Raw genomic sequence first — 25,145 nt, 5'->3', positions numbered from 1 at the left:
CCTCAAGTGAGATCACGCGGTATGGCCGGGTCGGCGCCCGCTGACGCTTCGCGTCAACGGGCTTGCCCAGGACGACAGCGAGAGAGCGTGACCTCCTACGGCACCACCGGCCCGCCGGCCTTCTTCCACGCGTCCAACCCGCCTTCAATATGCGCCGTATTCGCCAACCCCGCCGCCTGCGCCGTCTGCACGGCCATCGCCGAGCGCTCGCCATAGGCGCAGAAGAACACGATGCGGCGGCCGGTGGCGGCGGCGACCTCGCGCAGCATGCCGCCCGGCTTGAGATTGTCCTCGATCGCAGGATAGGGCGCGTGCAGTGCGCCGGACAGCGTGCCGTGCTTGGCGCGCTCCGCGGCCTCGCGCAAATCGACCAGCAGCACGTCGGGGCGTCCCAGGCACTCGATCGCCTCGCGTGCCGACAGCGACAGGCCCCGCTTCGCCAACTCCTCCTGATGCAGCCCGACGCGCATGTTGGCGGGCACCGCGACATCCATCATCTTCGGGTTCGGCAACTTCAGATTCGCCATTAGCGCGACGTAGTCGTCGACCGACTTGACCTGCAGGCGCGGATTGTAGCGGCGCTCCTCGCCGATCGTGGAGACGGTGTCGCCTTTGTAGTCGTGTGCGGGATAGACCAGCGTGTCGTCGGGCAGCCGCAGCAGCTTGTTGAAGATGGAGTCGTGCTGCTGCCGCGCATCACCGTTCTGGAAATCGGTGCGGCCGGTCCCTCGGATCAGCAGCGTGTCGCCGGTGAAGACGCGGTCGCCCAGCGAGAAACTATAGGAATCGTCAGTGTGCCCGGGCGTGTACATCACGTCCAGGCTGATGCCCTCGATGGCGATCCGGTCGCCCTCGCTGACGCGCATCGCCACCACGTCGGCCTTGGTCTGCTCGCCCATGATGGTGACGCAATGGGTTCGGTCGCGCAAAGCGCCGAGGCCGGTGACGTGATCCGCATGCAGGTGGGTGTCGACGGCCTTCACCAGGCGCAAATCGAGCTCGCGCAAAAGCTGGCAATAGCGCTCGACCTTCTCCAGCACCGGATCGATGATGACGGCCTCGCCGCCGCTGCGGCTGGCGAGGATGTAGCTGTAGGTGCCGGAGACGCTGTCGAACAATTGGCGGAAGATCATCAGCGCCTCCTTCCGATCTGGATCATCGTGGCATTAGCACGACCGGCCCGATGTCACCAATGCGGCGAACGCTCGGTAGGTCGGATTGCATCGCGCAATCCGCTGTCACGATTGCGATGCAAATCCGGGATTGCCGTCGACACCCGAGAGCGTGACCTTGTTCGTTCCGACCAGCACCAGTTGGCCGTTGCGCAGGTGGTTGGCCACCACGTCCCACACCGGCTTGCCGTCCTGCGCGTTCATCGAGGCCCAGCCGGCGACCTTGTAGCTCTTGCGGGCGTCCAGCGGCCGGCCATCGTCGAGCGTGAGATCGGAGATGCGGCGGCCGATCGGCTCGGCGGGCGCGCAGCGGTAGGATAGCCCTCCGGTTCGCACCATGTCGCCGCCCTGCTGCAGATAGGGGTCGGCGTTGAACAGGTTGTCGCAGACGTCCTCGAGCACGTCCTTGATCTCTGCGCCGGACATCCGCTGCACATAGGTCTCGGGATAGGTGATGGCGGTCTGCGCCAGCACGTCCTCGAGCAGGATGGATTGGTTCGCGAGCAAGGTCGGGCCCCAGCGGAATCCGGGCGACAGCGCGATCTCGGCATCGAGCTCGCGGCGCAGCGCCGCGCAGATCAGGTCGTCGGTCGCGCCTTCGAAATTGCCGCGCCGGTAAAGCAGCCGGTCGGACGTCGCGAGCTTCTCGCTCCAGGCCGCGACCTGCGGCTGCTGCGTCTGATCGATCAGCGCCTGCATTGCCGGGTCCGGCTTCAGCAGCTCCGAGTAGACGGGCAGCAGCCGGTAGCGCACATCGGCGACGCGGCCCTTGCCGACGTCGAGATCGAGCACGGCGAGGAATTTGCCGTTGGAGCCGGCATTGGTGACGAGCGTCGCGCCCTTGGAATTGCTGACCGCGACCGGCTGCGGAACCGCGTCATGGGTATGGCCGCCGAGGATGACGTCGATGCCGGTGACGCGGCTCGCCAGCTTGAGGTCGACATCCATGCCGTTATGCGACAGCAGGATCACGGCATCGACCTTGTCGGCGCCGCGGAGGCCATCGACCAGCTTCTGCAGCTCCTCCTCGCGGATGCCGAACGTCCAGTCCGGCGTGAAGCGGCGCGGATGCGCGATCGGCACGTAGGGAAAGGCCTGGCCGATCACGGCAATGCGGGCGCCGCCGATCTCCTTGATGGTGGCCGGCTTGAACACGCGGCCGGAGCCGGGATCGAACGCCTTGGCGTCGTTGAACGCCGCCTCCTCCGTCAGGAACACGTTCTGCGCCAGGAATTCGCCCTTGAAGCGGGCGAGGTTGGTGCGCAGCGCCTCCTCGCCATAGGTGAACTCCCAATGCCCGGTCATGGCGTCGATGCCGAGCAGGTTGGCGGCGCTCACCATGTCGGCGCCGCGCATCGCATTGGCGAGCCCGGTGCCCTGCCAGAGGTCGCCGCCATCGAGCAGCACCGAGCGATGGTCGCCGGCATCGGCGCGCAGCTTGTCGACCAGGGTCTTCAGATGCGCGAATCCACCCATCCGGCCGAAGCGGACGGCGTACTTCTCGAACTCGAACGAGGTGAACGCATAGGCCTCGGCGCTGTCGGGCCGGATGCCGTAGCGGTCGAGGAAGGCGCGCTCGACCAGATGCGGCGGCCGTCCCCACATTTCGCCGATGCCGAGATTGACGCTGGGCTCGCGGAACAACAGCGGCCGCAACTGCGCGTGCGTGTCCGTGATGTGCAGGATGCGCGCGTTGCCGAACTTCTCGATGTCGTAAAGGCTGACGGTGTCAGCGGCGCGGGCGCTGCGCAGCAACGCCGGCGCGGCGAGCGTGGCGACAACTGATGCCTTCAGAAAGTCCCGGCGCCGAATCATGGCTCGCGTCCTAGATCATGATGCGATTCCACGGAATCGCATCATGATCCATCCCTTTGTTTGAGCATGATCTCCGCACAAACGCCTTCGGCGTTCGTCGCGAGGGAAAACCGGTTGCCACTTTTCCGGATCATGCTCTAGCGGATCTCCATGTCCTTCCAGCGCTGCTTCTCGCTGGTGGCCTGGACGACCGAGGCCTTGGCGAGCGCCTCGGCCTCCTGCGCCGACTTCAGCGCAGAATCGAAATTGCCGGAATCCGCTGCCTTCTTCGCAGCGGTGAGTGCGGCCTGGGTCACGGTCCATTGGTTGCGCAGACGTCCGGCTTCCTTGTTGGCGCTCTCGGCCGCCGCGACAGCCGCGAGATAGTCGGCCTCCGACGCGGCCCGCGCGGAGCCGGCGCCGACCGCTGATACCATCATGGCGAACACGATCTTTTTCATGACGCTTGCTGTCGTGACGTTTTTCATGGCCGTGCTCCAGGTCCTGAAACCGGCAGGCCGTTCGACACGTAGGACAGGTAATATTCGAGGTTGCGGTATTCGTCCGATTGCGGCTCCAGCGGCACGGCGCGTGTCTGGCTGTTGCAGGTGACGAAGCGCCGGCTGATCGTGCCCATGCCGCTCCATTCCGAGCGGTAGATCGGCATCGCGTTGAGGATGCCGAGCGCCGGCGCCAGGATCTCGGCGCGGATTCGTTCCCCCGGGCTCTGCACGTGGCAGCTCGCGCAGGAGAAGTTCAACTGGCCGCGGCGGGTGTAGAAATACTCCTTGCCCTTTTCGAAGGCCTCGAGCGCACGCGGGTCGTCGGGGATCTTGATGTCGAAGCGCTTGCCGCGCGACGTGTACGCCATGTAGGCGGTCAGCGACGCCATCTCGTCCTTGACGTAGGAGTAGGGCTGCTCGCCATTGGCCTCGCGGCAGCGGTTCAGCGCCAGCTCGAGGGTGATGACCTTGCCTTCCTTGTCGTCGAAAGTGGGATAGTTCTGGCGGATGCCGATGCCGCCGTTCGGGAAGCAGTCGGCATAGGTCTTGCCGTTCTTGAACGGCTTGGCGAACATCTCCTTGCCGGCATCGAGCGCGAACTCGTAGGGCGGAAACTGCTCCTTCTCCTCCCATTGCTTGCGCATGTCGGCGTTCATCGAATACGGCCCGTTGACGAAATCGTCGAACGCCACCTTCGGAAACTTCTTGACGAAGTAATCCTGGAACGCCTTGGCGTCGGCCGCCGGGTTCGGCTTGTCCGCGGCCGCGGCGCCGGAGGCGCCGAGAGCGAGCGCGGCCGCCACGGTCAGCGCGAGGCGCGGCACCCTCATTGGATCGTCGCCGTCAGGCTGTCGGTCGCGCCCTTGCTGTCGACCCAGCTCACCTTGAGCTCGTCGCCCTTGGCCGCGCCCTTGAAGGCGAACTTGACATAGGGGTCCTTCGACACCGCGGTGCCCCAATCGGCCAGGAACACCGTCTTGTCCTTGTGCACGAAGGTGACCTGCTGGATGTAGTGCGCCGGGATCACTTCGCCCTTGGCGTCCCTGACCAGGCCCGTATCCATCGGGTGCTGGATCAGTGTCTGGACCTCGGCGATGTCGCCATTCAGGACGGCGCGGACGCGGATGCTCGATGCCATGATGATCTCCTGACCTTAGCCGCCGCAGCCGCCGACGGTGACCTTGACCTCCTTGGTCGCGCTGTAGAGCTTGCCGTCGGATTCGACGAGCGCGATCACGTTGGAGGTCTTGGCCATCTTGAGCCGGTTCGCCACCGCGGGCACGGTGCCCTCGGGGATGTGGTACGACGCCGCCAGCGCGAACGGATTCTCGCTGACGATGAAGGCAATCGAGGTGACGTTCGGCAGCGACGTCGTCACCGCGATCGGCACCACGCCGCCGTTCTCGGCGATCTCCGGCGCGTCGAGCTTGATCTTGTCGGACGCCTCGTGGTCGCGGCCGTACAGCGCCTTGACCGCGTCGCCCGCATTCTTCTGCTTGAAGGCGTCTTCCGGATATTTGTTGTCATTGGTCGCGGCAAACACGGGGGTCGCGTGCAGCACGGCGTTGCCGAGGCCGATCAGCGCGACGAGGCCGGCGCCCTTCAGGAACAGGCGGCGGTGGGCCAACGGGCCGAACGAGGCAGTCATGGCGGTCTCCAAACGGAATCAGAGGGTCTGCAGGAAGTCGACGATGGCGCTGATTTCCTGCTCGGTCAGGATGCGGTTGCGGCCGAACGGCGGCATCACCGTCAGCGGATTGCGCCTGGTCTCGTCGTTGAGAATCGCGATCAGCTCGGCGCGGTCGTATCTCGCCTTGAGGTTCTCCAGCTTCGGGCCGATCGAGCCCGGCAGGTCGCCGCCCTTGATCTCGTGGCAGGTCAGGCAGTTGCCCTTGCCGCGGTCGAAGGCGAGCTTCTGGCCGTCGACGGCACCGGACTGGGCGTGAGCGGCCATGGACATGGCGAGCGAGAGCCCCATCGCCAGGGCGGTACGCAGGACAGGTGTGATCAAGGTGGAGTTCCGATGTCTCGGTGATCTCGGCAATATAGGCGCTGCAAAGCATAAAGACCATCGGCTGACAATGCAGCTATGGTGGCCGCCGCAACGCGGTTAACGAGGGCCGTCCATGGGGCGGCCGGGAGAATGGTCATGGCGGAATATGTCGTGGAGTTCGGCCGGGACGGCCGGCCGGTGGAACCGGACGGACGGCTGGACGCGGCCGCGTTCCACCGCAACCATCAGCCGATCTGGACGGTGCTGGAACGGTTGCTCGCGGGCAAGACCGGCGATGTGCTGGAGGCCGGCAGCGGCACCGGCCAGCACGTCGTGCATTTCGCCTCGCAGCGGCCGGACATGACGTGGTGGCCGAGCGATCTCAACGCCAACCACCTCGCCAGCATTGCGGCGTGGCGCAGCCATGCCGGGTTGTCCAACATCCGTGATGCCCAGCGCATCGACCTGTCAGATCCCGGCTGGCCGGCGGCGTTCCGCGCCGCGGGCGGGCCGTCGCAGCTCGCCGCGATCTTCTGCGCCAACGTGATTCACATCGCGCCGTGGTCGGTGGCGGAGGGACTGTTCGCCGGCGCCGGGCAGGCGCTGTCGGCGGACGGCGCACTGGTGCTCTACGGCCCGTTCAAGCGCGACGGCAAGCACACGGCGGTGAGCAATGCCGTGTTCGATACGTCGCTGCGCGAGCGCAATCCGGAGTGGGGCGTGCGCGACATCACCGACCTCGAGGCGCTCGCCGCGCGCCACGGGCTCGTCTTGCGCGAGAGGGTGGAGATGCCGGCCAACAACATGATCCTGGTGTTCGGTCGGACTTCGTAGGTTTGCGACGGCGCCTCGCCGATCTCCGTCATTGCGAGCGAAGCGAAGCAATCCAGGGCCGCGTTGGGACTCTGGATTGCTTCGTCGCTTCGCTCCTCGCAATGACGGAAGATGGGCCGCTCACTTCGCCTCCAACCCGACATGCCGCGCCAGAAACCGCGTGCCCAGCGTGATGAAGCTGGCGCGCTCACGGTTGTCGGTGCCGTAGCCATGGCCGCCGGCGGCGGGTTCGTAGAACCAGGCGTCGTAGCCCATGGCCAGCAGCTTGGCGGTCATCTTGCGCGCGTGGCCGGGATGGACGCGGTCGTCGCGCCGCGTGGTCGCGATCAGGATCGGCGGATAGGGCTGGCCGGGCGTTGCGGTGTGATAGGCCGAGTAGGTCGACAACCAGCTCCAATCCTGGTCGCTGTCGGGATCGCCATATTCGGCGATCCAGCTCGCGCCGGCGAGCAGCTTGGTGTAGCGGCGCATGTCGATCAGCGGGATGGTGCAGAACAATGCGCCGAAGCGCTCGGGGTAGCGCACCAGCATGTTGGTGATCAGGATGCCGCCATTGGAGCCGCCTTGCGCCGCGATGCGCTTCGGCACCGTGACGCCGCGGCGGACGAGGTCGGCGGCGACCGCTGCGAAATCATCATGCGCGAGCCGCTTGCCCGCATAGCGGCCGGCATCGTGCCAGGCGGTGCCGAACTCGCCGCCGCCGCGGATGTTGGCCTCCACGAGCGTGCCGCCACGCTCGAGCCACAGCTTGCCCAGCGCCGCATTGTAGGCCGGACGGAGCGTGTGACCGAAGCCGCCATAGGCGCTCATGTGCACCGGCGCGTCGCCTGTCAGCTCGGCCGGCCCGGTCTGGGTGTAGGGAATGCGCTCGCCATCCACCGAGATCGCCTCGTGTCGCGTGACGACGTGCCCCTCGGCGCTGAAGGTGCGAGGCGCCTGCTTCAGCACGATCGGCGCGGCCAAGCCCTCGATCAGTAGCAGCGACGGCGGCGTCAGCGGATCCTGGATGTTGGCGAGCAGGTCGCCGTTGCTTTCGGCCTCGTCGGTGTCGAGACGCCAGACGTCCACCGTCGCGATCTCCGGCAGGCCGGGAAGCCGCTCGCAGCTCCACTCCCCCGGTGACGGCGTCCACACCTCGAACCTTGCCCTGAGCTCGTCGAGGATCGACAGCACCAGCCGGTCGCCGGCCCAGGACAGGCCCTGCAGCGCGCGTCGCGGCGCGGGCTCGAACACGCGGGTGAAATCGCGGCGCCCGGCAAGGAATGCCGAGAGCTGGAGACCGAGCACCACATCCGCGGGATGGGTGACCTCGCCGACGGTCCAGGGCTGGCGCAGCTTGATGGCCATCCAGTCGCCATGCGCTGACATCCAGCAGTCGGTCGGCAGGTCGAGCCTGGTCCGCGCCCCGCCGCCGTCACCGAGCCATAGATATTGGTTGAAGAAGTCGATGCCCTCGGCAAACCACACCCGCGCCGGCGCGACGCTGCGATCGACACCGACATGCACCCATGTCGACTGACTGCCTTCGGCGGCGAAGATCACCTCCGCCTGCTCGACCGGCTGGCCGCGCCGCCAGCGCCGCACCGTCCGCGCGTAGCCCGACGGCGTCGCCATGCCCACGCCGAACGCGCTCGCCAGCAGCAGGGTGTCGGCATCGAGCCAGGCGGCGCCGCCCTTGGCCTCCGAGAGCGTGAAGCCGCCCGTCACGAAGCGCTTCGTCGCGAGGTCGAACTCGCGCAGCACCACGGCGTCGCTGCCGCCCCGCGACAGGCTCAGGATGGCGCGCTCATGCGCCGGCGGCAGGCTCGAGACCCCGTTCAGCGCCCAGTCCTCGCCTTCGTCGGCAGCGAGTCGGTCGATGTCGAGCAGGTCCTCCCATTGCGGTTGCGCCTTGCGGAACTCCGCCATCGTCGTGCGCCGCCACAAGCCGCGCGGATGCGCCGCGTCCTTCCATTGATTGTACAGCAGCCCGCCGCGGCGGCTGACGAACGGGATGTTGTCCGGCCGATCCAGGATGGCGGCCAGCGTGTCGCGGTCGCGTTCGAAGGCCGCATCGCCGAACGCGGCGAGCGTGCGCTGGTTCTGCGCCGCGACGAAGGCGAGCGCGCGCTCGCCGTCGATCTCCTCGAGCCACAGATACGGATCGTCATCAGGCGCCGCGATGGTCGGACGATCGTCGATTGACATGGCTCAAGCTCCGCGGGCGCCGTTGACGCGAGAATACCGCCGGCTTGATTAGCCGGGCAGGTCGGGAGTGTCGAATCACGCTCCGTGGCGCGTTCGCTGCCGCATGGCTTGTCTCCGTTCGCGCCCGTTGCCTCGGGCGCGCGCTTCCCGCAATAGTGCGGCTGAACCAGCAAGGCGGGAGCGTGCGCCCCACGCCTCCGGATACCTGAGATGATCGATCTGACCGTGAGCGAAGACACCTCCGATGATGCCCGCGCTCGCCGTAACGTGGCGCGGCTCGCGGCCGCCCAGGCGCTGACCGGCGCCAACTCGGCCGTGATCTTCGCCACCGGCGCGATCGTCGGTGTCACCATTGCCCCGAACATCGGGCTCGCGACGGTACCGATCTCGATGTACGTCGTTGGCCTCGCCGCCGGCACCTTGCCGACCGGCGCGATCTCGCGCCGCTATGGCCGCCGGGCGGCCTTCCTGATCGGTACCGGCTGCGGCGCCGTCACCGGCGCGCTCGGCTGCCTCGCGATTCTGCGCGGCTCGTTCGCACTGTTCTGCCTGGCGACGTTCCTCGGCGGCGTCTATGGCGCCGTCGCGCAATCCTATCGCTTCGCGGCGGCCGATGGCGCCAGCGCGACGTTCCGGCCCAAGGCGGTGTCGTGGGTGATGGCGGGCGGCATCTTCGCCGGTCTGCTCGGTCCACAGCTCGTGCAATGGACCATGGACGTCTGGCAACCCTATCTGTTCGCGTTCAGCTATCTGGTCCAGGCGGCGGTCGCGCTGGTCGCGATGGGGATCGTCGCCGGCGTCGATCTGCCGAAGCCTGAAGCTGCCGATCTCCATGGCGGCCGGCCGCTGTCCGAGATCGTGCGCCAGCCGCGCTTCATCGCAGCTGCCCTGTGCGGCACCATCGCCTATCCGGTGATGAACCTGGTGATGACCTCGGCACCTTTGGCGATGCAGATGTGCGGGCTCACGGTGTCGGATTCCAATTTCGGCCTGCAATGGCACATCGTCGCGATGTACGGCCCGAGCTTCTTCACGGGATCGCTGATCGCGCGCTTTGGTGCGCCTGCCATCGTCGCGGTGGGGCTGGGGCTTGAAGCGGTCGCGGCCGTCATCGGCCTGTCCGGCCTGACCGCGATGCACTTCTGGGCCACCCTGGTCATGCTCGGCGTCGGCTGGAATTTCGGCTTCGTCGGCGCCTCCGCGCTGGTGCTGGAGACACATACATCCGCCGAGCGCAACAAGGTGCAGGCGTTCAACGATTTCCTGATCTTCGGCCTGATGGCGCTGGGCTCGTTCTCCTCGGGCCAACTGCTCGCCAATTTCGGCTGGTCGGCGGTGAACCTCGTGGTGTTCCCGCCGGTGCTGCTGGGATTGTGCGTGCTTGCACTGGTGTGGTCGTCGAAGCGGCGCGAGGCAGCGGCGGGCTGACTAAAACGGGCGTAGTAGTAACGAGGTCGCGCCGCACCCACGGTGCGCTCCCCTCCCCCTTGCGGGGAGGGGGCGGGGGTGGGGGTCCACGAACCGTGCTCTCTCAGATTACAAGGATCAAAGTCTCTCGCTCGGCCGAGCGGTGGATGCCCAGCCTTGAGAGCCGATAGCAGTGCAGATTGATAAGGTCGCACCTCACTTCGCGCAGCGCCCGGAGACCCCCACCCCCGACCCCTCCCCGCAAGGGGGAGGGGAGTGCACCGGCATCGTGGCGACAGCGGCGCATCGCAGCTCACGCGCTTCTCACTTCAACTCCGACACCTCGCCCTCCGGCAGGTCGAACTCGAACGCGTTCAGCGTCATCGACACCATCGTGTAGTAGCCGCACAGGCCGATGATCTCGACCAGGCCGCGTTCGCCGAGCAGCGCGATCGCCTCCTTGTAGAGCGCATCCGTCAGTCCATGACCCTCATGCAGCGACTTGGCGACGTCGTAGATCATCTGTGCCTTGGGCTCGGAGAATTCCGGCGTGCGACGGTCGCGGATGTCCTCGATGATCTTGATGTCGAGCCCGCCGGCCAGCGCCAGACGCTTATGCGCGTACCATTCGTAATGCGCGGTCCAATGCCGCGCCGTCACCAGGATCGCGATCTCCGAGAGTGCTGCCGGAAACACCGTGTCGTAGCGCAGGAAGGCGCCGAGCCGCGTCGCGTGCCGCGCCATCTCCGGGCTGTTCAGCCAGGCGATCATCGGCGGCGGCGGCGAGCCGCGCTTGCTGGCGATCGACTCGTCATAGGTCTGGCGCTGGTCGGCGCTCATTTCGCCAGGCGAAAGAAGTTTCAGGCGCATGTTCGTTTCCTCGTATTTCACGCGGCGGCATCATGACCATAGAACGCTTGGCAAGGCGAGGGCGCCCGCGGCGACATCGATGTTGAATTCACTGACGGGCTGAGGTTAGGTCGTTTCAAAGACAGCAATCATGGAAACGCGTGAGGACTTGGCATGGCCGATCTCGACACATTCCGCCGCGAAACCAGGGCCTGGCTGGAGGCCAATTGCCCGCCGGAGATGCGCCGGCCGATGACCTCCGAGGAGGACACGTTCTGGGGCGGCCGCAATGCAAAATTCTCCTCTGAGCCGCAGCGCGTCTGGTTCGAGCGCATGCGCGACAAGGGCTGGACCGTGCCGCACTGGCCCAGGGAATATGGCGGCGGCGGTCTCGACGGCGAGGAGGCCAAGATCGTGCGCCAGGAGATGGCGGCGATCGGGGCGCGCGCGCCGATCACCTCGTTCGGCATCTCGATGCTCGGGCCGGCGCTGCTGAAATACGGCACGGACGACCAGAAGCGCGAGCACCTGCCGAAGATCACCGCCGGTCTCATCCGCTGGTGCCAGGGCTATTCCGAGCCGAACGCCGGCTCCGATCTCGCCTCCTTGCAGACGCGGGCCGAGAGCGACGGCGACGACTACATCATCAACGGCCAGAAGATCTGGACCTCCTATGCCAACTACGCCGACTGGATCTTCTGCCTGGTGCGCACCGATCCGGCGGCGAAGAAGCATGACGGCATCAGCTTCATCCTGTTCGACATGACGTCGAAGGGCGTGTCGACCAAGCCGATCCTCCTGATCTCCGGCCGCTCGCCATTCTGCGAGACCTTCTTCGACAATGTCCGCGTGCCCAAGGCGAACGTGCTGGGTACCGTCAACCGTGGTTGGGACGTTGCGAAGTACCTGCTGCAGCACGAGCGCGCGATGATTTCCGGCATGGGCGAGCGCGGCGGCAGCCGGCCGCTCGGCCAGGTCGCGGCGGATTCCGTCGGCAGCGATGCGCAGGGGCGACTCGACGACGCGCTCTTACGTGCGGACATCGCGACCTTCGACGTCGACGAGGCCGCGCTTGCCGCCGCCGCCGAGCGCATGGTCGATCTCGCCAAGGCGGGACAGGGGCATCCGGCGTTCTCGTCGGCGATGAAGTACTACGGCACCGAGCTCAACAAGCGTCGCCACGAGCTGCTGATGGCGGCCGGCGGCATCGACGCGCTCGAATGGGAGAGCGAGCGCTCCCACGAAGGCGCGCGTCCCCGCGCCTGGCTGCGCACCAAGGCCAACTCGATCGAAGGCGGCACCTCCGAGGTCATGCTCGGCATCGTCGCCAAGCGCATCCTCGATCTGCCGGGGGCGTAGTTCGCACCCACGCCGTCATTCCGGGGCGCCGCGACGCGGCGAGCCCGGAATCCATAACCACGATCGTGAGTATGGATTCCGGGCCCGGCCCTTCGGGCCATCCCGGAATGACAAGACCAAAATTGATTGCCATCGTTGCAACGGGATCTCCCATGCCTCTCCTCCTCACCGAAGAACAATCCATGCTGCGCGACAGCGCGCGCGGCCTCATCAGCGATCACGCACCGATCGCGCACCTGCGCAAGCTGCGCGATGATCGCGACGCGACCGGCTTCTCGCGCCAGCTCTGGGCCACCTTCGCCGAGATGGGCTTTGCCGGACTGCTCGTGCCGGAGGAGCACGGCGGCTCCGGCCTCGGCGCGGTCGAAGCCGGCGTCGTGATGGAGGAAATCGGCCGCACCTTGATGCCGTCGCCGTTTCTGGCGACGTCGGTGCTGTCAGCCTCGGCGCTCGCCCGCGCCGGCTCGGCGGCGCAGAAATCCGAGTATCTGCCGAAGATCGCCAGCGGCGCGCTGCTCGCCGCGCTGGCGCTCGACGAAGGCGCCAAGCATCGTCCTTTGCACACCGCCCTGCAGGCCGTGCGCTCCGGCAACGGCTTCAAACTGAACGGCGCCAAGGCGATGGTGGTCGACGGCCACGTCGCTGATCTCCTGCTCGTCGTCGCGCGCAGTGCGGGCGCGCCTGGCGATCGCGATGGCCTCACGCTGTTCCTGGTCTATCCCAAGGCCAAGGGCGTGGCGATCGAACGCACCATCATGGTCGACGCGCACAACGCCGCGCGGGTCACGCTCGACAACGTCGAGGTCACCGCGGATCACGTGCTCGGCGAGGTCGATGGTGGCGCGGCCACGCTCAGCGCCGTACTCGATCTCGGCCGGGGCGCGGTTGCCTCCGAGATGGTGGGACTGAGCGAGGAGGTGTTCGGCCGCACCGTTGCCTATCTCAAGGAACGCAAGCAGTTTGGCAAGGCCATCGGCGAATTCCAGGCGCTGCAGCACCGTGCCGCGCAGCTCTATATCGAGATCGAGATCACCCGCGCCGCGGTGCTGAAGGCGCTGCAGACGCTCGACGCCGATTCCGCCGGCGCGACGGCCGCCGTGGCCGTCGCCAAGGCCCGCGCGGGCGCGACCGCGACCCGCGCGGTGCAGGAGGGCGTGCAGATGCATGGCGGCATGGGCATGACCGACCAGTTCGACATCGGCTTCTTCATGAAGCGCGCCCGCGTCTGTGAGGAGCTGCTCGGCGATGCGAACTATCACGCAGCGCAGCTGGCTCAGCTCAGGGGGTACTAAGCAAGGCCGCTTGTCGGCACCTGCCGTCTCCCCACGCTCAGCTGTCATCGTCCGCGAAGGTGGGCGATCCAGTACGCTGAGAGAGTTGTGATTGACCGACAAGCCGCAGCGTACTGGGTACCCCGCCTTCGCGGCGTACGACAGTAACTATCGACGACAACAGCAGAGTTTGCAAAAAAGGAGCGCGCCATCACCGATGGCGCGCTCTCATTCGATCAATGATGCATCGCGGTCTTGGCCGGTGGCAGCAGCACCTTGTCGATGACGTGGATGACGCCGTTCGAGGCCATGACGTCGGCCTGCACCACATGCGCGTCGTTGACCTGCACGCCGAAGAAGGTGCCGTCGACGGCCACCGGCTGGCCTTGCGCCGTCTTCACGCTCAGCTTCTTGCCGGCGACGTCGCCGGCCTTCACCGCGCCGGGGATCACGTGATACTTCAGGATCGCGGCGAGCTTGCCCTTGTTCTTCGGCTTGAGCAGATCCTCGACGGTGCCCGGCGGCAGCGCGGCGAACGCCGCGTCGGTCGGTGCGAATACGGTGAAGGGACCCTTGCTCTTCAGCACCGGCACGACACCTGCGGCCTTGGCGGCGGCGACGAGCGTCTTGAACTGACCGGCGCCGACGGCGGTGTCGACGATATCGGCGGCACGTGCCGCGGCTGCTGACATGGAGAGCGCGCCCAGCATCAACGCGCCGGCCACGAACGAACGGAATCCCAGCGTCATTCGAGTTTTTCCCTGTGAACTGAACTGATGAGTTGGCTGATGCGCAAAGGGATTTTGGTCCCCCTTGTTCTCCCTGTTGTGCAGGGGCGCATCACCCGACCGGATTGGTCAGGCTCGTTACGATCGCTGCGATTGGCTGGATTTGAGAATGAGTTCACGAACTCGTGAGCGGCTCCCCGAGCCTCCCGGACAGATCGCGCGAGAGCCATGAATCCGCGGGACTAATTGCTTTGCGGGAGCATCCGCAGTGCCCGTCGGGCCATTTTGTCGCAACCCGACGGGCGTTGTCTCGTCGGGCAAATCAGCCGCACATTCCCCGCCGTCACGGCCCGCAAGAGGGACGCTTCGCGATCGTTACGAAACGTGGGCCAGTGACGCGATGGACGCATCGGATCGCAGCGCGAGTGATCGCGCCGACGAACGATAGCGATGCGGACGTGAAAGCGCGTGGTCCTGGCGCCCCGATGCTGGCGTCAAGTCGACGGGGGATGATCCCGGGCGGCGACGGTGGCTAACAAGCCGGACACCGAGGAGAGCGCGCCATAAGCGTTAACACCATCGCGCAGGGAAGGCCGGGTTGTCCCGGCTGAGCCTGTGGTTCTGCCGCCTGCATTTTTTTAAGCAGGCGGACCGCAGGTGCCAGTCGGCACCTGGCCTTCCCTGCGCCCTCGATTTTCGGAGGGTGGAGAATTTGGCAAAGCTCGGGCGCGGAAGACGTCGCGGGGATGATGATGTTTGTTCTGCTCTAAGCACCGGAAAATCAGCCCTCGCGGTGCATATGAATGCGCCTCTCCCCTTGTGGGAGAGGGCTACACAGAAGCCAACTCCAAGCTTGCTTGGGTAAGGGCCTGGTGCGGCAAATGCAGGTCTGAGTTCGTGGCAACCCCTCACCCGGTTTCGATGCTGCGCATCGAAACCACCCTCTCCCACAAGGAGAGAGGGTGCACCGTTCGTGTCGCGAGAGGTGTGAGACCCGTCGAAGCGAAGCCGACAATTCCGACCGGCGTCCTACCTGATCGGCGGCGCGTACTGGACGCCGCCGGCGTTCCACAGCTGGTTCATGCCGCGCGGGATCTTCAGCTTCGACTCGCTGCCGACGTTGCGCTCATAGACCTCGCCGTAATTGCCGACGTGGCGGATGATTCGCGCCGCCCAGTCCTTCGTCAGCCCGAGATCCTCGCCGTAGCTGCCCTCGTTGCCGACCAGCCGCATCACGTCCGGCTTCTTCGACTTCAGCGCCTCGTCGATGTTCTTGGAGGTGACGCCGAGTTCCTCGGCATTGATCATCGCGTACAGCGTCCACTTCACGATCATCATCCAGTCGTCGTCGCGCTGGCGCACCACGGGCGCGAGCGGCTCCTTGGAGATCAGGTCGGGCAGGATGTCGTGATCGCCGGGCTTCGACAGCGTCAGGCGCAGCGCGTAGAGCTGCGAGACGTCGGCGGTGAAGGTGTCGCACTTGCCACTGTCATACGCCTTGATGACGTCGTCGAGCTTGGGAAACTTCACCTCCTCGTACTTCATGTTGTTGGTGCGGAAATAGTCGCCGAGGTTAAGCGCGTTGGTGGTGGAATCCTGCACGCAGACCCTGCTGCCGTTGAGGTCGAGCGCCGTCTCCAGCTTGCGCGACCGCGGCACCATGAAGCCCTGGCCGTCGTAATAGGCGACCGCCGGGAAATACAGGTCGTAGTTCTGCTCGCGCGCCATCGACCAGGTGGTGTTGCGCGACAGGATATCGACCTTGCGGCTCTGCAGCTCCTTGAAGCGCTCATTGGCGTCGAGCGGCACGAACTTCGCCTTCTTCGGATCATCGAAGATCGCGGCCGCCACGGCGCGGCAGAAGTCGACGTCGAAGCCGCTCCAATTGCCCTTGTCATCGGGAATCGAGAAGCCGGGCAGGCCGGCATTGACGCCGCACAACACCTCGCCGCGGCGGATGGTCCGCTTCAAGGTGCGGGTGTCGTACATCTCATAGGTGACGGCGAGCGCCGCGACGAGGACGGCGACGGCGAGCCCGATCAGCAGGCCGCCTCGGAAAGTGCGCATGGTCAATCTCTTTCGAAAAATCTCAGGACAAAGCGATGGCTGAATGTCCGGCGGCGGGCGCCGGCGTCACAGTTCCGGCTTCTGCCGCACGACCACCTTGGTGCCGACCGGGACGCGGTCGAACAGGTCGGCGACATCGGCATTCACCAGCCGGAAGCAGCCGGAGGAAATCTTGCTGCCGATCGTCCAGGGCTGGTTGGTGCCGTGGATGCGGTACACGGTGGTGCCCAGATACATCGCGCGCGCGCCCAAGGGATTGCCGGGGCCGCCGGCCATGAAGCGCGGCAGATAGGGCTGGCGCTGGATCATCTCCGGCGGCGGCGTCCAATCCGGCCACTCGGCCTTCTTGGTGATCGACAGCAGCCCCTGCCACTGGAAGCCGTCACGGCCGACGCCGATGCCGTAGCGGATGGCACGTCCGCCCGGCTGCACCAGATAGAGGTGGCGTTCGGCGGTGGACACGATGATGGTGCCCGGCGGCTCGGTGGTGCGGAAATAGACCACCTGCTTGCGCCATTCGGGATCGAGCTCGTAGCCGTCATCGGCGACGAGACCGGGCTGATCGCCGGGGTCCTCGGACTGGGCAAAACTATGCGATGTGGACAGCGCCAGCGCGATGATGGCGCTGGCCGCACAAAGCAGGCGACGGAAACTCGGCATTCAAAGCTCTCCTCAACGGACCCCTGCGAAGCTTGCCCGATCAAATCCACCCGTCAAATTTCAGGAGCATATTCGCAGCAAAGTCAAGGTGAGCGCAGGGCGCACCCGTTGTCATCCGAGCTTCATCCAGAGCCGCAGCAGGAAGGCCACCGCGCCGACGGTCGCCACGCCGGCGAGCCAGAGCGCAACGAACCAGGCGAGGCGCTTCGCGAGGGACGCGGGCTCGGGAGCGGGCATCAATGATAGCCGCTGTCGTGCCCGACCTTGCCGCGAAACACCCAATAGGCCCAGCCGGTGTAGCCGAGGATCAGCGGCACCAGCACCAGCACGCCGGGCAGCATGATCAGTTGGCTGCGTTCGGGTGCTGCCGCCTGCCAGATCGTGATGCTCTGCGGCACGACGTAGGGATACATGCTGATGCCGAGGCCCGCGTAGGAGAGGAAGAACAGCGCGAGTGCGAGAAAGAACGGCCAGCTATCGTGCCTCTGGGCGAGGTTCTTCATCATCAGCACGGTGACGCCGACGACGGCGAGCGGCACCGGCGCGGTGAGAATGATCGCCGGCCACCTGAACCAGCGGTCCGAATATTGGATCGTGAGCAGCGGCGTCCACAGACTGACGGCGGCAATGGCGAGCAGCATCGCGAACAGCAGGACCCAGCTGATGCGATAGGCCTTGTCGCGCAGGTCGCCCTCTGTCTTCAGGATCAGCCAGGTTGCGCCGAGCAGCGCGTAGCCGACCACGAGCGAGACGCCGGTGAGGAGGCTGAACGGCGTCAGCCAGTCCCACCAGCCGCCGGCATAGTGCCGGCCCTCGACATGCACGCCCTGCAGGATGGCGCCGAGCGCGATGCCCTGCGCGAGCGCCGCGACCCATGACCCGCCGGCAAAGGCGATGTCCCACAGATTGCGTGTGGCGCGGGTGCGCCAGCGGAATTCGAAGGCGACGCCGCGGAAGATCAGGCCGACCAGCATCGCGATCAGCGGCGCATACAGCGCCGGCATCAGGATGGAATAAGCGAGCGGGAACGCGGCCATCAGGCCACCGCCGCCGAGCACCAGCCAGGTCTCGTTGCCGTCCCACACCGGCGCGACGGTGTTGGTGATGACGTCGCGGTCCTGCTTGCCTGGAAACAGCGGGAAGAGGATGCCGAGGCCGAGATCGAAGCCGTCCATCACGACGTAGATGAACACGGCGAGCGCGATGATGAAGGCCCAGAGGGTGGCGAGATCGATGGCGACGCTCATGATCCGACCACTCCCTGCACGACGCCGGCGGCCGGCGTGATGCCGGCAGTGCGGACCGGCTGCTCGCTGCTCGGGCCCGGCTCGCCGGGATGCGGCGGCTCGGCCATCAGGCGCAGGATGTACAGCACGCCGGCAGCGAAGATGATGAAATACACGATGATGAAGGCGAGCAGCGAGGCACCCACGGCCGGGGCCGCGAGCGGCGAAACGGAATCGGTGGTGCGCAGCAGCCCGTATACGGTGAACGGCTGCCGGCCGGTCTCGGTGGTGATCCAGCCGGCCATGACGGCCATGAATCCCGCAGGTCCCATCGCAATCGCGAAGCGGTGCAGGCCGCGATTGATGTACAGCCGCCCGCGCCAGCGCTCCCACAGGCTGAACAGGCCGAGCGCCAGCATCAGCAGGCCCAGGCCGACCATGATGCGGAACGACCAGAAGGTGATCGGCACCGGCGGCCAGTCCTGCCGCGGCACGGTGTCGAGCCCGGCCATCGGCGCGTCGATCTGGTGCTTGAGGATCAGCGAGCCGAACTTGGGGATCCCGAGCGCCCATTTCAGTTCGCCCTTGGCCTGGTCGGGCCAGCCGAACAGGTATAGCGGCGCGCCGTCCTTGTGGCTCTCGAAATGGCCTTCCATGGCCATGATCTTCACCGGCTGGTGTTCGAGCGTGTTGAGGCCGTGCTGATCGCCGACCAGGATCTGCAGCGGCGCCACCAGCGCCGCCATCCACATCGCCATCGAGAACATCACGCGCGGGCCCGGCAGATGCGGATTGCGCAGCAGATGCCAGGCGCCGACCGCGCCGACCACGAGCGAGGTGGTGAGATAGGCCGCCAGCACCATGTGCACGAGGCGGTAGGGGAAGGACGGATTGAAGATGACTGCGAGCCAGTCGACCGAGACGAACTGGCCGTCGGCGTTGACGGCATAGCCCGCCGGCGTCTGCATCCAGGAATTGGCCGAGAGAATCCAGAATGCCGAGATCAGCGTGCCCACGGCGACCATCAGGGTGGCCAGGAAATGCAGCTTCGGGCCGACGCGCTTCAGGCCGAACAGCATGACGCCGAGAAAGCCGGCCTCGAGGAAGAACGCCGTCAGCACTTCATAGGCCATCAGCGGGCCGATCACCGGTCCGACCTTGTCGGAATAGACCGACCAGTTGGTGCCGAACTGGTAGGACATCACGATGCCGGAGACGACGCCCATGGCGAAGGTAATGGCGAAGATCTTGAGCCAGTAATTGAAGACGTTGAGATAGACGTCGCGGCCGGTCCACAGCCACAGCGCCTCGAGCACGGCGAGGTAGGACGCGAGCCCGATCGAGAAGGCGGGGAAGATGATGTGGAAGGTGACCGTGAAGGCGAACTGCGCGCGCGCCAGCTCAACCGCATCCAAACCGAACATCAGCACCGTCCGTCATTGCCGTGGGGCTTGTAGCACCGCCCCATGACGGAAGATTGCACCGGCAACGCGCGATATCAAATGGTCAAATCGCCCTATTGGCGGGGTGAGCGGTCCCAAACGACGAAGACCCGGCGGGGGCATCCGCCGGGTCTTCGGAGCAACCTTGGAAGGTGGAGGTATCCTTGAATTTGCTCGCTCCAAACCGAGATCAGCTGGGGGACTGAGGCTCGGCTGATGGATAACGTTCTAGCGGCGGAAATTTTCCAGGTGATTTCGCCGATTGTTTCAATTGTTTCGTTCGGCGATTTTCGTGCGTCGTCGTCTTTGGAACCCGCCGGGACCGCAGCCCCGACGAGAATGAAGCTTGGTCAGGCGGCGAGGCTGTGGACGCCGGCACAGCGCAGGAGCTCGGCCAGGTGCTTGCGGGCATAGAACATGCGCGTCTTCACCGTGCTCTGCGGAATGCCGATGATCTGCCCGACCTCCTCCACCGACTTCTCATGGTAGTAGATCAGGGTGATGATCTCGCGATGCGCCGGCGACAGCTTGGCGACGCAGGCGCGCAGGATGGCGCTGGTGGTGGAGCGCTCGAGCGAGGTCTCCGGGGTGTCGGAGTCGTCGGCGATCTCGCGCACCTCGTCCTGGTCGATGTCCTCGAAGCGGCGCTGGCGCAGCGCGGTCAGCGCCTTGAAGCGGGCGATCGACAGCAGCCAGGTCGAGACCTGCGAGCGGCCCTCGAACTGCTTGGCGGTGCGCCAGACGTCCAGGAACACCTGGCTGACGAGGTCCTCGGCGATCGTGGTGTCGCGGACGATGCGCAGGATGAAGCGATAGACCCGCACATTGTGACGCGCATAAAGCGTGTGCATCGCGGTGCGATCGCCATCGGCAATGCTCTCCAGGAGCATGCCGTCCGTGGTCGCCTGGGCGGCGATGATGCCCTGGCTGGCTGCGGAATTGATGGCAACGACGTTCTGCATGGCACTCTCCCGTTCCGCCGCCCCCTTGCGGCGTTTCGACGGGATGGATTGTTAAGGAGTGCCCGTTTCGGGACGTCTGCACGAAAACAGGAAAATGGTTTCGTGCGCCTGCGGAAATGTTTCGTCGCGCCGCACATCGCGAAACAGTCGTGGCGGAATTGTGCCCAATTCCAAGAGACGGAACGGAATGCGGGTACAGAGGCTGCTTTCGCCGCCGCCGGCCGGCTGTCCTCAGGCCTTCTCGCCGGCCGGGGAGAACAGGTAGCCGCCGCCGCGAATGGTCCGGATCACGGCCGGTTTGGTCGGATCGGGCTCGATTTTGCGACGGATGCGCATGATTCTAAGATCCACGGCGCGATCGAACGCCTCCGCATCGCGGGCATTGGCGAGCTCCAGCAGCCGCTCGCGCGACAGCACCCGCTTCGGGTTGGCGGCGAAGACTTTGAGCAGGCCGAACTCGGACGCCGTCAGCGGGTGCTCGTTGCCTTCGTCATCGCGCAGCGCCTGGGCATCGAGATCCAGCCATTTGGTGCCGAACCGCACCAATTGCGGGTCCTTGGCCTGGGCCGGAGCGGTCTCCGTGACGGCCGCCGCAGCCTTGGCCGGTCCGCTGCGGCGCAGCACGGAGCGGATCCGGGCCATCAATTCGCGCAATTCGCACGGCTTGGCGACGTAATCGTCGGCGCCAAGCTCAAGCCCGACCACGCGGTCGATCGGGCTGGCGGTGGCCGTCAGCATGATCACCGGGATGTTGGTGCGGCCCTTGAGATCGCGAATGATCGACAGGCCGTCTTCTTCGGGCATGTTGAGGTCGAGCACGACGAGATCTGCGGGGCCGGTCTCGATGGCGCTGCGCAGGCTCTTGCCGCCATCGCACAGCGTCACGCTGAAGCCGTGCATCTTGAGGTAATCACCCACCATTTCGCGGGCAGGGGCCTCGTCGTCGACGATGATGATGTGCTGGCTCTGACTCATGACAATTCGGCCGCCGGCAGTGTGATGGTGAAGGTCGATCCGGATCCCGGCCCTTCGCTCCTGGCCGTCACCTCGCCACCATGCATGTCGACGATGCGTTTGACAATCGACAGGCCGAGCCCGGTCGAGCTCTCGCCCGCGGTCGGTTTGGCCGACAGCCGCTGGAACCGGCCGAACAGGCGGCCGAGATCCTCCGGCGACAGCCCGGCGCCCTGGTCGGTGACGGCGATGATGGTGTTGTCGCCGTCATCGGCGGCGTTCACGGTGATCCTGCCACCGATCGGGCTGTACTTGATCGCGTTGCTCAGGAGGTTGTCGATCGCCTCGCGGATCCGGTCGATGTCGCACATGGTCGACAGATGCGGCGGCGCCGACACGGCAATGACCTGCTGCTTGTTGAGCGCGAGCGGCTGGTTGGCTTCGACCACCTCGTGGACCAGGGCAGCGATGTCGACCGGCTCACGGCGGATGGTGATGTCGAAGGCGTCGGCCATCGCATCCGAGATCAGGTGGTCGACCATCGACGTCAGCCGCCTGGCAGCATCTCGGATATGTCCGACCTGGCTGGTGATGCCGTCGGCGGAGGCGCCGGTCGCGATCAGCTCGGTCAGCATCTCCGTGCGGCCGAGGATGACGCCGAGCGGATTCTTCAGGTCGTGGGCGACGGTGCCCAAAATCTCGTTCTTGAAGCCGTTGGCGCGCTGCAGCCGCAGCCATTGCGCCGACAGCCGCCGGTTGGCCTGCATCAGCGCGCGGGTGCGCTGGGCGACGCGGTCCTCGAGCTGGGTGTTGGCCTCATGCAGCTGCTGATACAGGATCACGTTGTCGAAGGCGATCGACAGCCGGCTGGAGAAGATCTCTACCAGCGAACGGTCGGTCTCGGACAGCGGCCGCTCCGCCTGCAGCAGCACCACGACTTCGCGCCCCGAGCCGGTGCGGACATAGAGCACGGTGCGGTGGTCTGCGAATTCGTTGCTGCGCTGCCTGAAGGCGGCCTCGACCATGTCGCGCAGATCCGGATCGAGCGAGCGCGAGGTGACGGCGCCGGAGAAGCGGCTGTAGCAGCCGGAGCCGGCCAGCACCGAAAAATCGTCGGTCTGGCTGCCGTCGTCGCGCAGCACCAGGATCCCCGCGCAATCCACGTTCAGCAGCGACGCGATCTGGGTCAGCACGCCCTCGGCCAGCCGCTGCATCGACTTGAAATCATACAGCGTCGACGCGGCGTCGATGATGATCTCGAGGCCGCGGCGGGTCTGCACCATGCGCTCGAGCTGCTGGTAGCTGCGCAGCGCTGCCGTCAGCGAGGTGAACAGCTTGTCGGCGGTGAGCTCGGTCTTGGCCTTGTAGTCGTTGATGTCGTACTGGACGATGACGCGCCGCTCCGGCGCCTGGCCCGGCTGCCCGGTCCGCAGGATGATGCGGACGGTCTCGTTCTTGATCTCGTTGCGGATGTATTCGACGAGCTCGAGCCCGGCGACGTCGGTCTCCATGATGACGTCGAGCAGCACGGCCGCGATGTCGGTGTGCTCCCGCATCAGCGCGCGGCCTTCGGCCGCCGAATAGGCGGACAGGATTTCGAGCCCCTGGCCGTTCAGGCTGTAATCCGACAGCGCAAAGCGGGTGCCCTCGTGCACGGCATGGTCGTCGTCGATGACGGCGATCTTCCATTTCCGGGCCGAACCGTCGTCCTCGTCGAAACCGGTATCCTCGATCAGTTGGAGGACATCGTCCTGTTCGGCCATTGCGTCGTTCCGTCACCCATTGCTGTCTCGGCGCCGCCCTTGGCGACCCGCGGCATGATAATCCGAAAGGTGGTGCCTTGTCCCTCGCGGGATTCCAGCATCATGCGGCCACCGAGCTGCTGCGTCACCAGATTGTAGACGATATGCAGCCCGAGACCCGTTCCCCCTTCGTTGCGGCGTGTCGTGAAGAACGGATCGAAGGCCTGGCGCTGCACGTCGGGGGGCATGCCGGCCCCGTTATCGGCGAAAATGATCTCGATGTCATCCGCGCCGCGCGGCCGCGCCGTGATCGAGATGGTGCCCGCGCGGCCGTCGGCAAAGGCGTGGTTGACGGCGTTGAGGAACAGGTTGGTGAGAATCTGACCGTAGAACCCGGGATAGCCGTCGATGAAAAGCCCCTCGGGGACATCGACCGCCAGCGTGATCGGCGCGCGCTTGAGCACCGGCTTGAGGCTGGTGATGATCTGATCGGTCGCCTCGCTCAGGACAAAGGCCCGTCGCTCCGCATGGGAGCGGTCGACCGCGACCTGCTTGAACGACTGGATCAACTCGCCGGCGCGCTGCAGGTTGGCGACCAGTTGCTCGGACGCATCGCGCGACGAACGCACGAACTCCTCCAGTTGCGACCGGCGCAGGCCGCCTTCGGGCGACCGCAGCGCGGCCTCGAACATCTCGACGCGGCGTGCGAAGCTGGAGGCCACCGTCAGGCTGATGCCGATCGGGTTGTTCACCTCGTGGGCGACGCCGGCGACCAGCCCGCCCAGCGCCGCCAGCCGCTCGGCATCGATGAGATTCCGTTGCGCGGCATTGAGCTCGAGCAGCGCGCTCTCGGCCTTTTCCTTCGCGGTGCGCAACTCGTCCTCGGTCTTGCGCTTGGCGATCGCGTTCTCGCGGAAGGTCTCGACGGCGCGGGCCATCGCGCCGACCTCGTCGCGCGCCTCGGTGCCCTGGACCTCGCGGTCGTAGTCGCCCAGCATGATTGCGCGCATCGAGGCCATGATCTGCTGCAGCGGCAGCCGGATCGACAAGGCGATCAGCACGCCCGCGGACAGGATGACTCCCAGGAAGATCACCGCGATCGAGAGGACGCGGCGCGAGATGTCCTTCAACGTCCGATCGAACGTCGCCTGCGCCTTCTGCTCGTGCTGGCGCATCTTCACCGACAGGCCGTCGATGGCGCCGATGGTTTCGGCCTGGCTCGCATCGATGGTGTTGCGCAGCAGTTCGGTGCGGTTGGTGAGCTGATCGGTGAGCTTGGAGAATCCCGCGCGCAGCGCCGCGGTCCGGGCCGACAGCCGCTGCAGCGCCAGCCGCTGCAGATCATTGTCCGCAAGGCTCGACATCACCGGAATGGTCTTCTCGATCGTCTCCGTGTTGCGGCGCGCGTCCTCGGCGGAGGCGGGCGCGAGCGACAGGTAGTAGGAGTTGGCCGCGACCAGCATGGCGGTGAAGGCCTCGCGCGACTTGCCGAGTGACGGCCAGATCTGCGCGTCGCGATGGCCGGTCGCGCCTTCGATCACCGAATAGAGCCCGGCGATGTCGCGGGCGGGGCCGAGAACCTCTTCGTCATAGGTCTTGGAGATCGTCCCCTGCAGACTGCGCAGCTCGCCGAAGCCGTCCAGGAAACGCACGGTGACGCGCTCCAGCTCCTCGACCGACCCCGACAGCATCGGGTCGGTCGAGGCGCGCGTCGTGAGCGTCCCGAGCACGGCCTCGCGCAGCAGCAGGATCTCGGCGAACAGCTCCGGGCTCGGCTGATTGATGTAGCGATGAATGAGGTTCTGCAGCCGGCTCGTCTCGCTTTCGAGCAGGGCCAGCACCTTGTCGGATTCCCGGACCTGGCGAACGTCGTCCCAGGCCGTGCCCAGCACCGTCGCGCCGTTCCAGATCAGCGCCGCCAGAACGATGACGACAGCCGAGTTGAGCGCGGCGATCGAGAGGATGCGCCAGCGAATCGGAACCGCCCGCAGCGCG

At 66.0% G+C, this 25,145-nt stretch carries 23 protein-coding genes; 4 read left to right on the top strand and 19 right to left on the bottom strand.

Annotation, left to right across the window (positions count from 1 at the left end):
• Positions 1-95: 95 nt before the first annotated feature.
• From QX094_RS10210 to soxX, 7 genes are all read right to left on the bottom strand, one after another.
• A complete protein-coding gene (locus QX094_RS10210; protein WP_316187887.1) occupies positions 96-1,133 on the bottom strand; it encodes an MBL fold metallo-hydrolase in 1,038 nt (345 codons plus the stop codon).
• Between the two features lie 105 nt (positions 1,134-1,238).
• Entirely contained in the window at positions 1,239-2,987 is a 1,749-nt protein-coding gene (gene soxB, locus QX094_RS10205) for a thiosulfohydrolase SoxB (protein ID WP_316187886.1), read from the bottom strand.
• A 137-nt stretch (positions 2,988-3,124) separates the two neighbouring features.
• Positions 3,125-3,427: a hypothetical protein gene (locus QX094_RS10200; protein WP_409977916.1), complete on the bottom strand. Its 303-nt coding sequence runs from the start codon at positions 3,425-3,427 to the stop codon at positions 3,125-3,127.
• Positions 3,428-3,450: 23 nt separating this feature from the next.
• Positions 3,451-4,299, bottom strand: a complete 849-nt coding sequence (gene soxA / locus QX094_RS10195) for a sulfur oxidation c-type cytochrome SoxA (RefSeq protein WP_315827932.1) — start codon at positions 4,297-4,299, stop codon at positions 3,451-3,453.
• Positions 4,296-4,607 carry a thiosulfate oxidation carrier complex protein SoxZ gene (gene soxZ / locus QX094_RS10190; protein WP_316173247.1) on the bottom strand — a complete coding sequence of 104 codons (312 nt, stop codon included), beginning with the start codon at positions 4,605-4,607 and terminating at the stop codon, positions 4,296-4,298. Before soxZ ends, soxA begins: the two co-directional genes overlap by 4 nt.
• 15 nt (positions 4,608-4,622) lie before the next feature.
• On the bottom strand, positions 4,623-5,117 hold the full coding sequence (soxY, locus tag QX094_RS10185; RefSeq protein ID WP_316173245.1) for a thiosulfate oxidation carrier protein SoxY: 495 nt from the start codon (positions 5,115-5,117) through the stop codon (positions 4,623-4,625).
• Between the two features lie 18 nt (positions 5,118-5,135).
• Positions 5,136-5,429 carry a sulfur oxidation c-type cytochrome SoxX gene (gene soxX, locus QX094_RS10180; RefSeq protein ID WP_315717170.1) on the bottom strand — a complete coding sequence of 98 codons (294 nt, stop codon included), beginning with the start codon at positions 5,427-5,429 and terminating at the stop codon, positions 5,136-5,138.
• Between the two features lie 189 nt (positions 5,430-5,618).
• On the opposite strand from soxX, the gene QX094_RS10175 reads away from it, so the two are divergent.
• Positions 5,619-6,296 carry a DUF938 domain-containing protein gene (locus QX094_RS10175; protein ID WP_316187885.1) on the top strand — a complete coding sequence of 226 codons (678 nt, stop codon included), beginning with the start codon at positions 5,619-5,621 and terminating at the stop codon, positions 6,294-6,296.
• Between the two features lie 120 nt (positions 6,297-6,416).
• Here the strand turns inward: QX094_RS10175 and QX094_RS10170 are convergent, their stop codons facing one another.
• Positions 6,417-8,483: a prolyl oligopeptidase family serine peptidase gene (locus QX094_RS10170; RefSeq protein ID WP_316187884.1), complete on the bottom strand. Its 2,067-nt coding sequence runs from the start codon at positions 8,481-8,483 to the stop codon at positions 6,417-6,419.
• Between the two features lie 210 nt (positions 8,484-8,693).
• On the opposite strand from QX094_RS10170, the gene QX094_RS10165 reads away from it, so the two are divergent.
• Positions 8,694-9,911 carry an MFS transporter gene (locus tag QX094_RS10165; RefSeq protein ID WP_316187883.1) on the top strand — a complete coding sequence of 406 codons (1,218 nt, stop codon included), beginning with the start codon at positions 8,694-8,696 and terminating at the stop codon, positions 9,909-9,911.
• Between the two features lie 303 nt (positions 9,912-10,214).
• On the opposite strand, the gene QX094_RS10160 is transcribed toward QX094_RS10165, so the two are convergent.
• Complete coding sequence (locus QX094_RS10160) at positions 10,215-10,760, bottom strand: carboxymuconolactone decarboxylase family protein (RefSeq protein ID WP_315827936.1); 546 nt, start codon at positions 10,758-10,760, stop codon at positions 10,215-10,217.
• Between the two features lie 153 nt (positions 10,761-10,913).
• On the opposite strand from QX094_RS10160, the gene QX094_RS10155 reads away from it, so the two are divergent.
• Positions 10,914-12,098: an acyl-CoA dehydrogenase family protein gene (locus QX094_RS10155; protein ID WP_315717091.1), complete on the top strand. Its 1,185-nt coding sequence runs from the start codon at positions 10,914-10,916 to the stop codon at positions 12,096-12,098.
• A 152-nt stretch (positions 12,099-12,250) separates the two neighbouring features.
• On the top strand, positions 12,251-13,390 hold the full coding sequence (locus QX094_RS10150; protein ID WP_316187882.1) for an acyl-CoA dehydrogenase family protein: 1,140 nt from the start codon (positions 12,251-12,253) through the stop codon (positions 13,388-13,390).
• A gap of 215 nt (positions 13,391-13,605) precedes the next feature.
• Here QX094_RS10150 and QX094_RS10145 read toward each other — a convergent pair whose 3' ends face one another.
• The 10 genes from QX094_RS10145 to QX094_RS10100 form a co-directional block, all read right to left on the bottom strand.
• Positions 13,606-14,061, bottom strand: a complete 456-nt coding sequence (locus tag QX094_RS10145; protein ID WP_315717171.1) for a fasciclin domain-containing protein — start codon at positions 14,059-14,061, stop codon at positions 13,606-13,608.
• Between the two features lie 1,065 nt (positions 14,062-15,126).
• Positions 15,127-16,164: an amino acid ABC transporter substrate-binding protein gene (locus tag QX094_RS10140; RefSeq protein ID WP_315827938.1), complete on the bottom strand. Its 1,038-nt coding sequence runs from the start codon at positions 16,162-16,164 to the stop codon at positions 15,127-15,129.
• 66 nt (positions 16,165-16,230) lie between these two features.
• Entirely contained in the window at positions 16,231-16,824 is a 594-nt protein-coding gene (locus QX094_RS10135) for a L,D-transpeptidase (protein WP_315717095.1), read from the bottom strand.
• A 111-nt stretch (positions 16,825-16,935) separates the two neighbouring features.
• Positions 16,936-17,061: a DUF2474 family protein gene (locus QX094_RS10130; protein WP_315827939.1), complete on the bottom strand. Its 126-nt coding sequence runs from the start codon at positions 17,059-17,061 to the stop codon at positions 16,936-16,938.
• Positions 17,061-18,071: a cytochrome d ubiquinol oxidase subunit II gene (gene cydB / locus QX094_RS10125; protein WP_315751177.1), complete on the bottom strand. Its 1,011-nt coding sequence runs from the start codon at positions 18,069-18,071 to the stop codon at positions 17,061-17,063. Before cydB ends, QX094_RS10130 begins: the two co-directional genes overlap by 1 nt.
• Entirely contained in the window at positions 18,068-19,474 is a 1,407-nt protein-coding gene (locus QX094_RS10120; protein ID WP_315827940.1) for a cytochrome ubiquinol oxidase subunit I, read from the bottom strand. The genes cydB and QX094_RS10120 overlap by 4 nt, the downstream gene beginning before the upstream one ends.
• Before the next feature lie 368 nt (positions 19,475-19,842).
• Entirely contained in the window at positions 19,843-20,454 is a 612-nt protein-coding gene (locus QX094_RS10115) for a sigma-70 family RNA polymerase sigma factor (RefSeq protein ID WP_315773723.1), read from the bottom strand.
• Between the two features lie 231 nt (positions 20,455-20,685).
• Entirely contained in the window at positions 20,686-21,429 is a 744-nt protein-coding gene (locus tag QX094_RS10110) for a response regulator (protein ID WP_315717100.1), read from the bottom strand.
• On the bottom strand, positions 21,426-23,171 hold the full coding sequence (locus QX094_RS10105; RefSeq protein ID WP_315717101.1) for a DUF3369 domain-containing protein: 1,746 nt from the start codon (positions 23,169-23,171) through the stop codon (positions 21,426-21,428). The genes QX094_RS10110 and QX094_RS10105 overlap by 4 nt, the downstream gene beginning before the upstream one ends.
• On the bottom strand, positions 23,141-25,126 hold the full coding sequence (locus QX094_RS10100) for an ATP-binding protein (protein ID WP_410052903.1): 1,986 nt from the start codon (positions 25,124-25,126) through the stop codon (positions 23,141-23,143). The genes QX094_RS10105 and QX094_RS10100 overlap by 31 nt, the downstream gene beginning before the upstream one ends.
• Between the last annotated feature and the right edge of the window lie 19 nt (positions 25,127-25,145).

This window comes from Bradyrhizobium sp. SZCCHNS1050 (assembly GCF_032484785.1).
Classification (GTDB): domain Bacteria; phylum Pseudomonadota; class Alphaproteobacteria; order Rhizobiales; family Xanthobacteraceae; genus Bradyrhizobium.
Note: the sequence above shows the minus strand (reverse complement) of the source record. Positions and strands in the feature narration are given on the sequence as shown.

Coding starts and splice junctions, on each gene's coding strand:
- QX094_RS10210 (WP_316187887.1), bottom strand. CDS start 1,133: ATGATCTTCCGCCAATTGTTCGACAGCGTCTCCGGCACCTACAGCTAC.
- soxB (WP_316187886.1), bottom strand. CDS start 2,987: ATGATTCGGCGCCGGGACTTTCTGAAGGCATCAGTTGTCGCCACGCTC.
- QX094_RS10200 (WP_409977916.1), bottom strand. CDS start 3,427: ATGAAAAAGATCGTGTTCGCCATGATGGTATCAGCGGTCGGCGCCGGC.
- soxA (WP_315827932.1), bottom strand. CDS start 4,299: ATGAGGGTGCCGCGCCTCGCGCTGACCGTGGCGGCCGCGCTCGCTCTC.
- soxZ (WP_316173247.1), bottom strand. CDS start 4,607: ATGGCATCGAGCATCCGCGTCCGCGCCGTCCTGAATGGCGACATCGCC.
- soxY (WP_316173245.1), bottom strand. CDS start 5,117: ATGACTGCCTCGTTCGGCCCGTTGGCCCACCGCCGCCTGTTCCTGAAG.
- soxX (WP_315717170.1), bottom strand. CDS start 5,429: ATGTCCATGGCCGCTCACGCCCAGTCCGGTGCCGTCGACGGCCAGAAG.
- QX094_RS10175 (WP_316187885.1), top strand. CDS start 5,619: ATGGCGGAATATGTCGTGGAGTTCGGCCGGGACGGCCGGCCGGTGGAA.
- QX094_RS10170 (WP_316187884.1), bottom strand. CDS start 8,483: ATGTCAATCGACGATCGTCCGACCATCGCGGCGCCTGATGACGATCCG.
- QX094_RS10165 (WP_316187883.1), top strand. CDS start 8,694: ATGATCGATCTGACCGTGAGCGAAGACACCTCCGATGATGCCCGCGCT.
- QX094_RS10160 (WP_315827936.1), bottom strand. CDS start 10,760: ATGCGCCTGAAACTTCTTTCGCCTGGCGAAATGAGCGCCGACCAGCGC.
- QX094_RS10155 (WP_315717091.1), top strand. CDS start 10,914: ATGGCCGATCTCGACACATTCCGCCGCGAAACCAGGGCCTGGCTGGAG.
- QX094_RS10150 (WP_316187882.1), top strand. CDS start 12,251: ATGCCTCTCCTCCTCACCGAAGAACAATCCATGCTGCGCGACAGCGCG.
- QX094_RS10145 (WP_315717171.1), bottom strand. CDS start 14,061: ATGTCAGCAGCCGCGGCACGTGCCGCCGATATCGTCGACACCGCCGTC.
- QX094_RS10140 (WP_315827938.1), bottom strand. CDS start 16,164: ATGCGCACTTTCCGAGGCGGCCTGCTGATCGGGCTCGCCGTCGCCGTC.
- QX094_RS10135 (WP_315717095.1), bottom strand. CDS start 16,824: ATGCCGAGTTTCCGTCGCCTGCTTTGTGCGGCCAGCGCCATCATCGCG.
- QX094_RS10130 (WP_315827939.1), bottom strand. CDS start 17,061: ATGCCCGCTCCCGAGCCCGCGTCCCTCGCGAAGCGCCTCGCCTGGTTC.
- cydB (WP_315751177.1), bottom strand. CDS start 18,071: ATGAGCGTCGCCATCGATCTCGCCACCCTCTGGGCCTTCATCATCGCG.
- QX094_RS10120 (WP_315827940.1), bottom strand. CDS start 19,474: ATGTTCGGTTTGGATGCGGTTGAGCTGGCGCGCGCGCAGTTCGCCTTC.
- QX094_RS10115 (WP_315773723.1), bottom strand. CDS start 20,454: ATGCAGAACGTCGTTGCCATCAATTCCGCAGCCAGCCAGGGCATCATC.
- QX094_RS10110 (WP_315717100.1), bottom strand. CDS start 21,429: ATGAGTCAGAGCCAGCACATCATCATCGTCGACGACGAGGCCCCTGCC.
- QX094_RS10105 (WP_315717101.1), bottom strand. CDS start 23,171: ATGGCCGAACAGGACGATGTCCTCCAACTGATCGAGGATACCGGTTTC.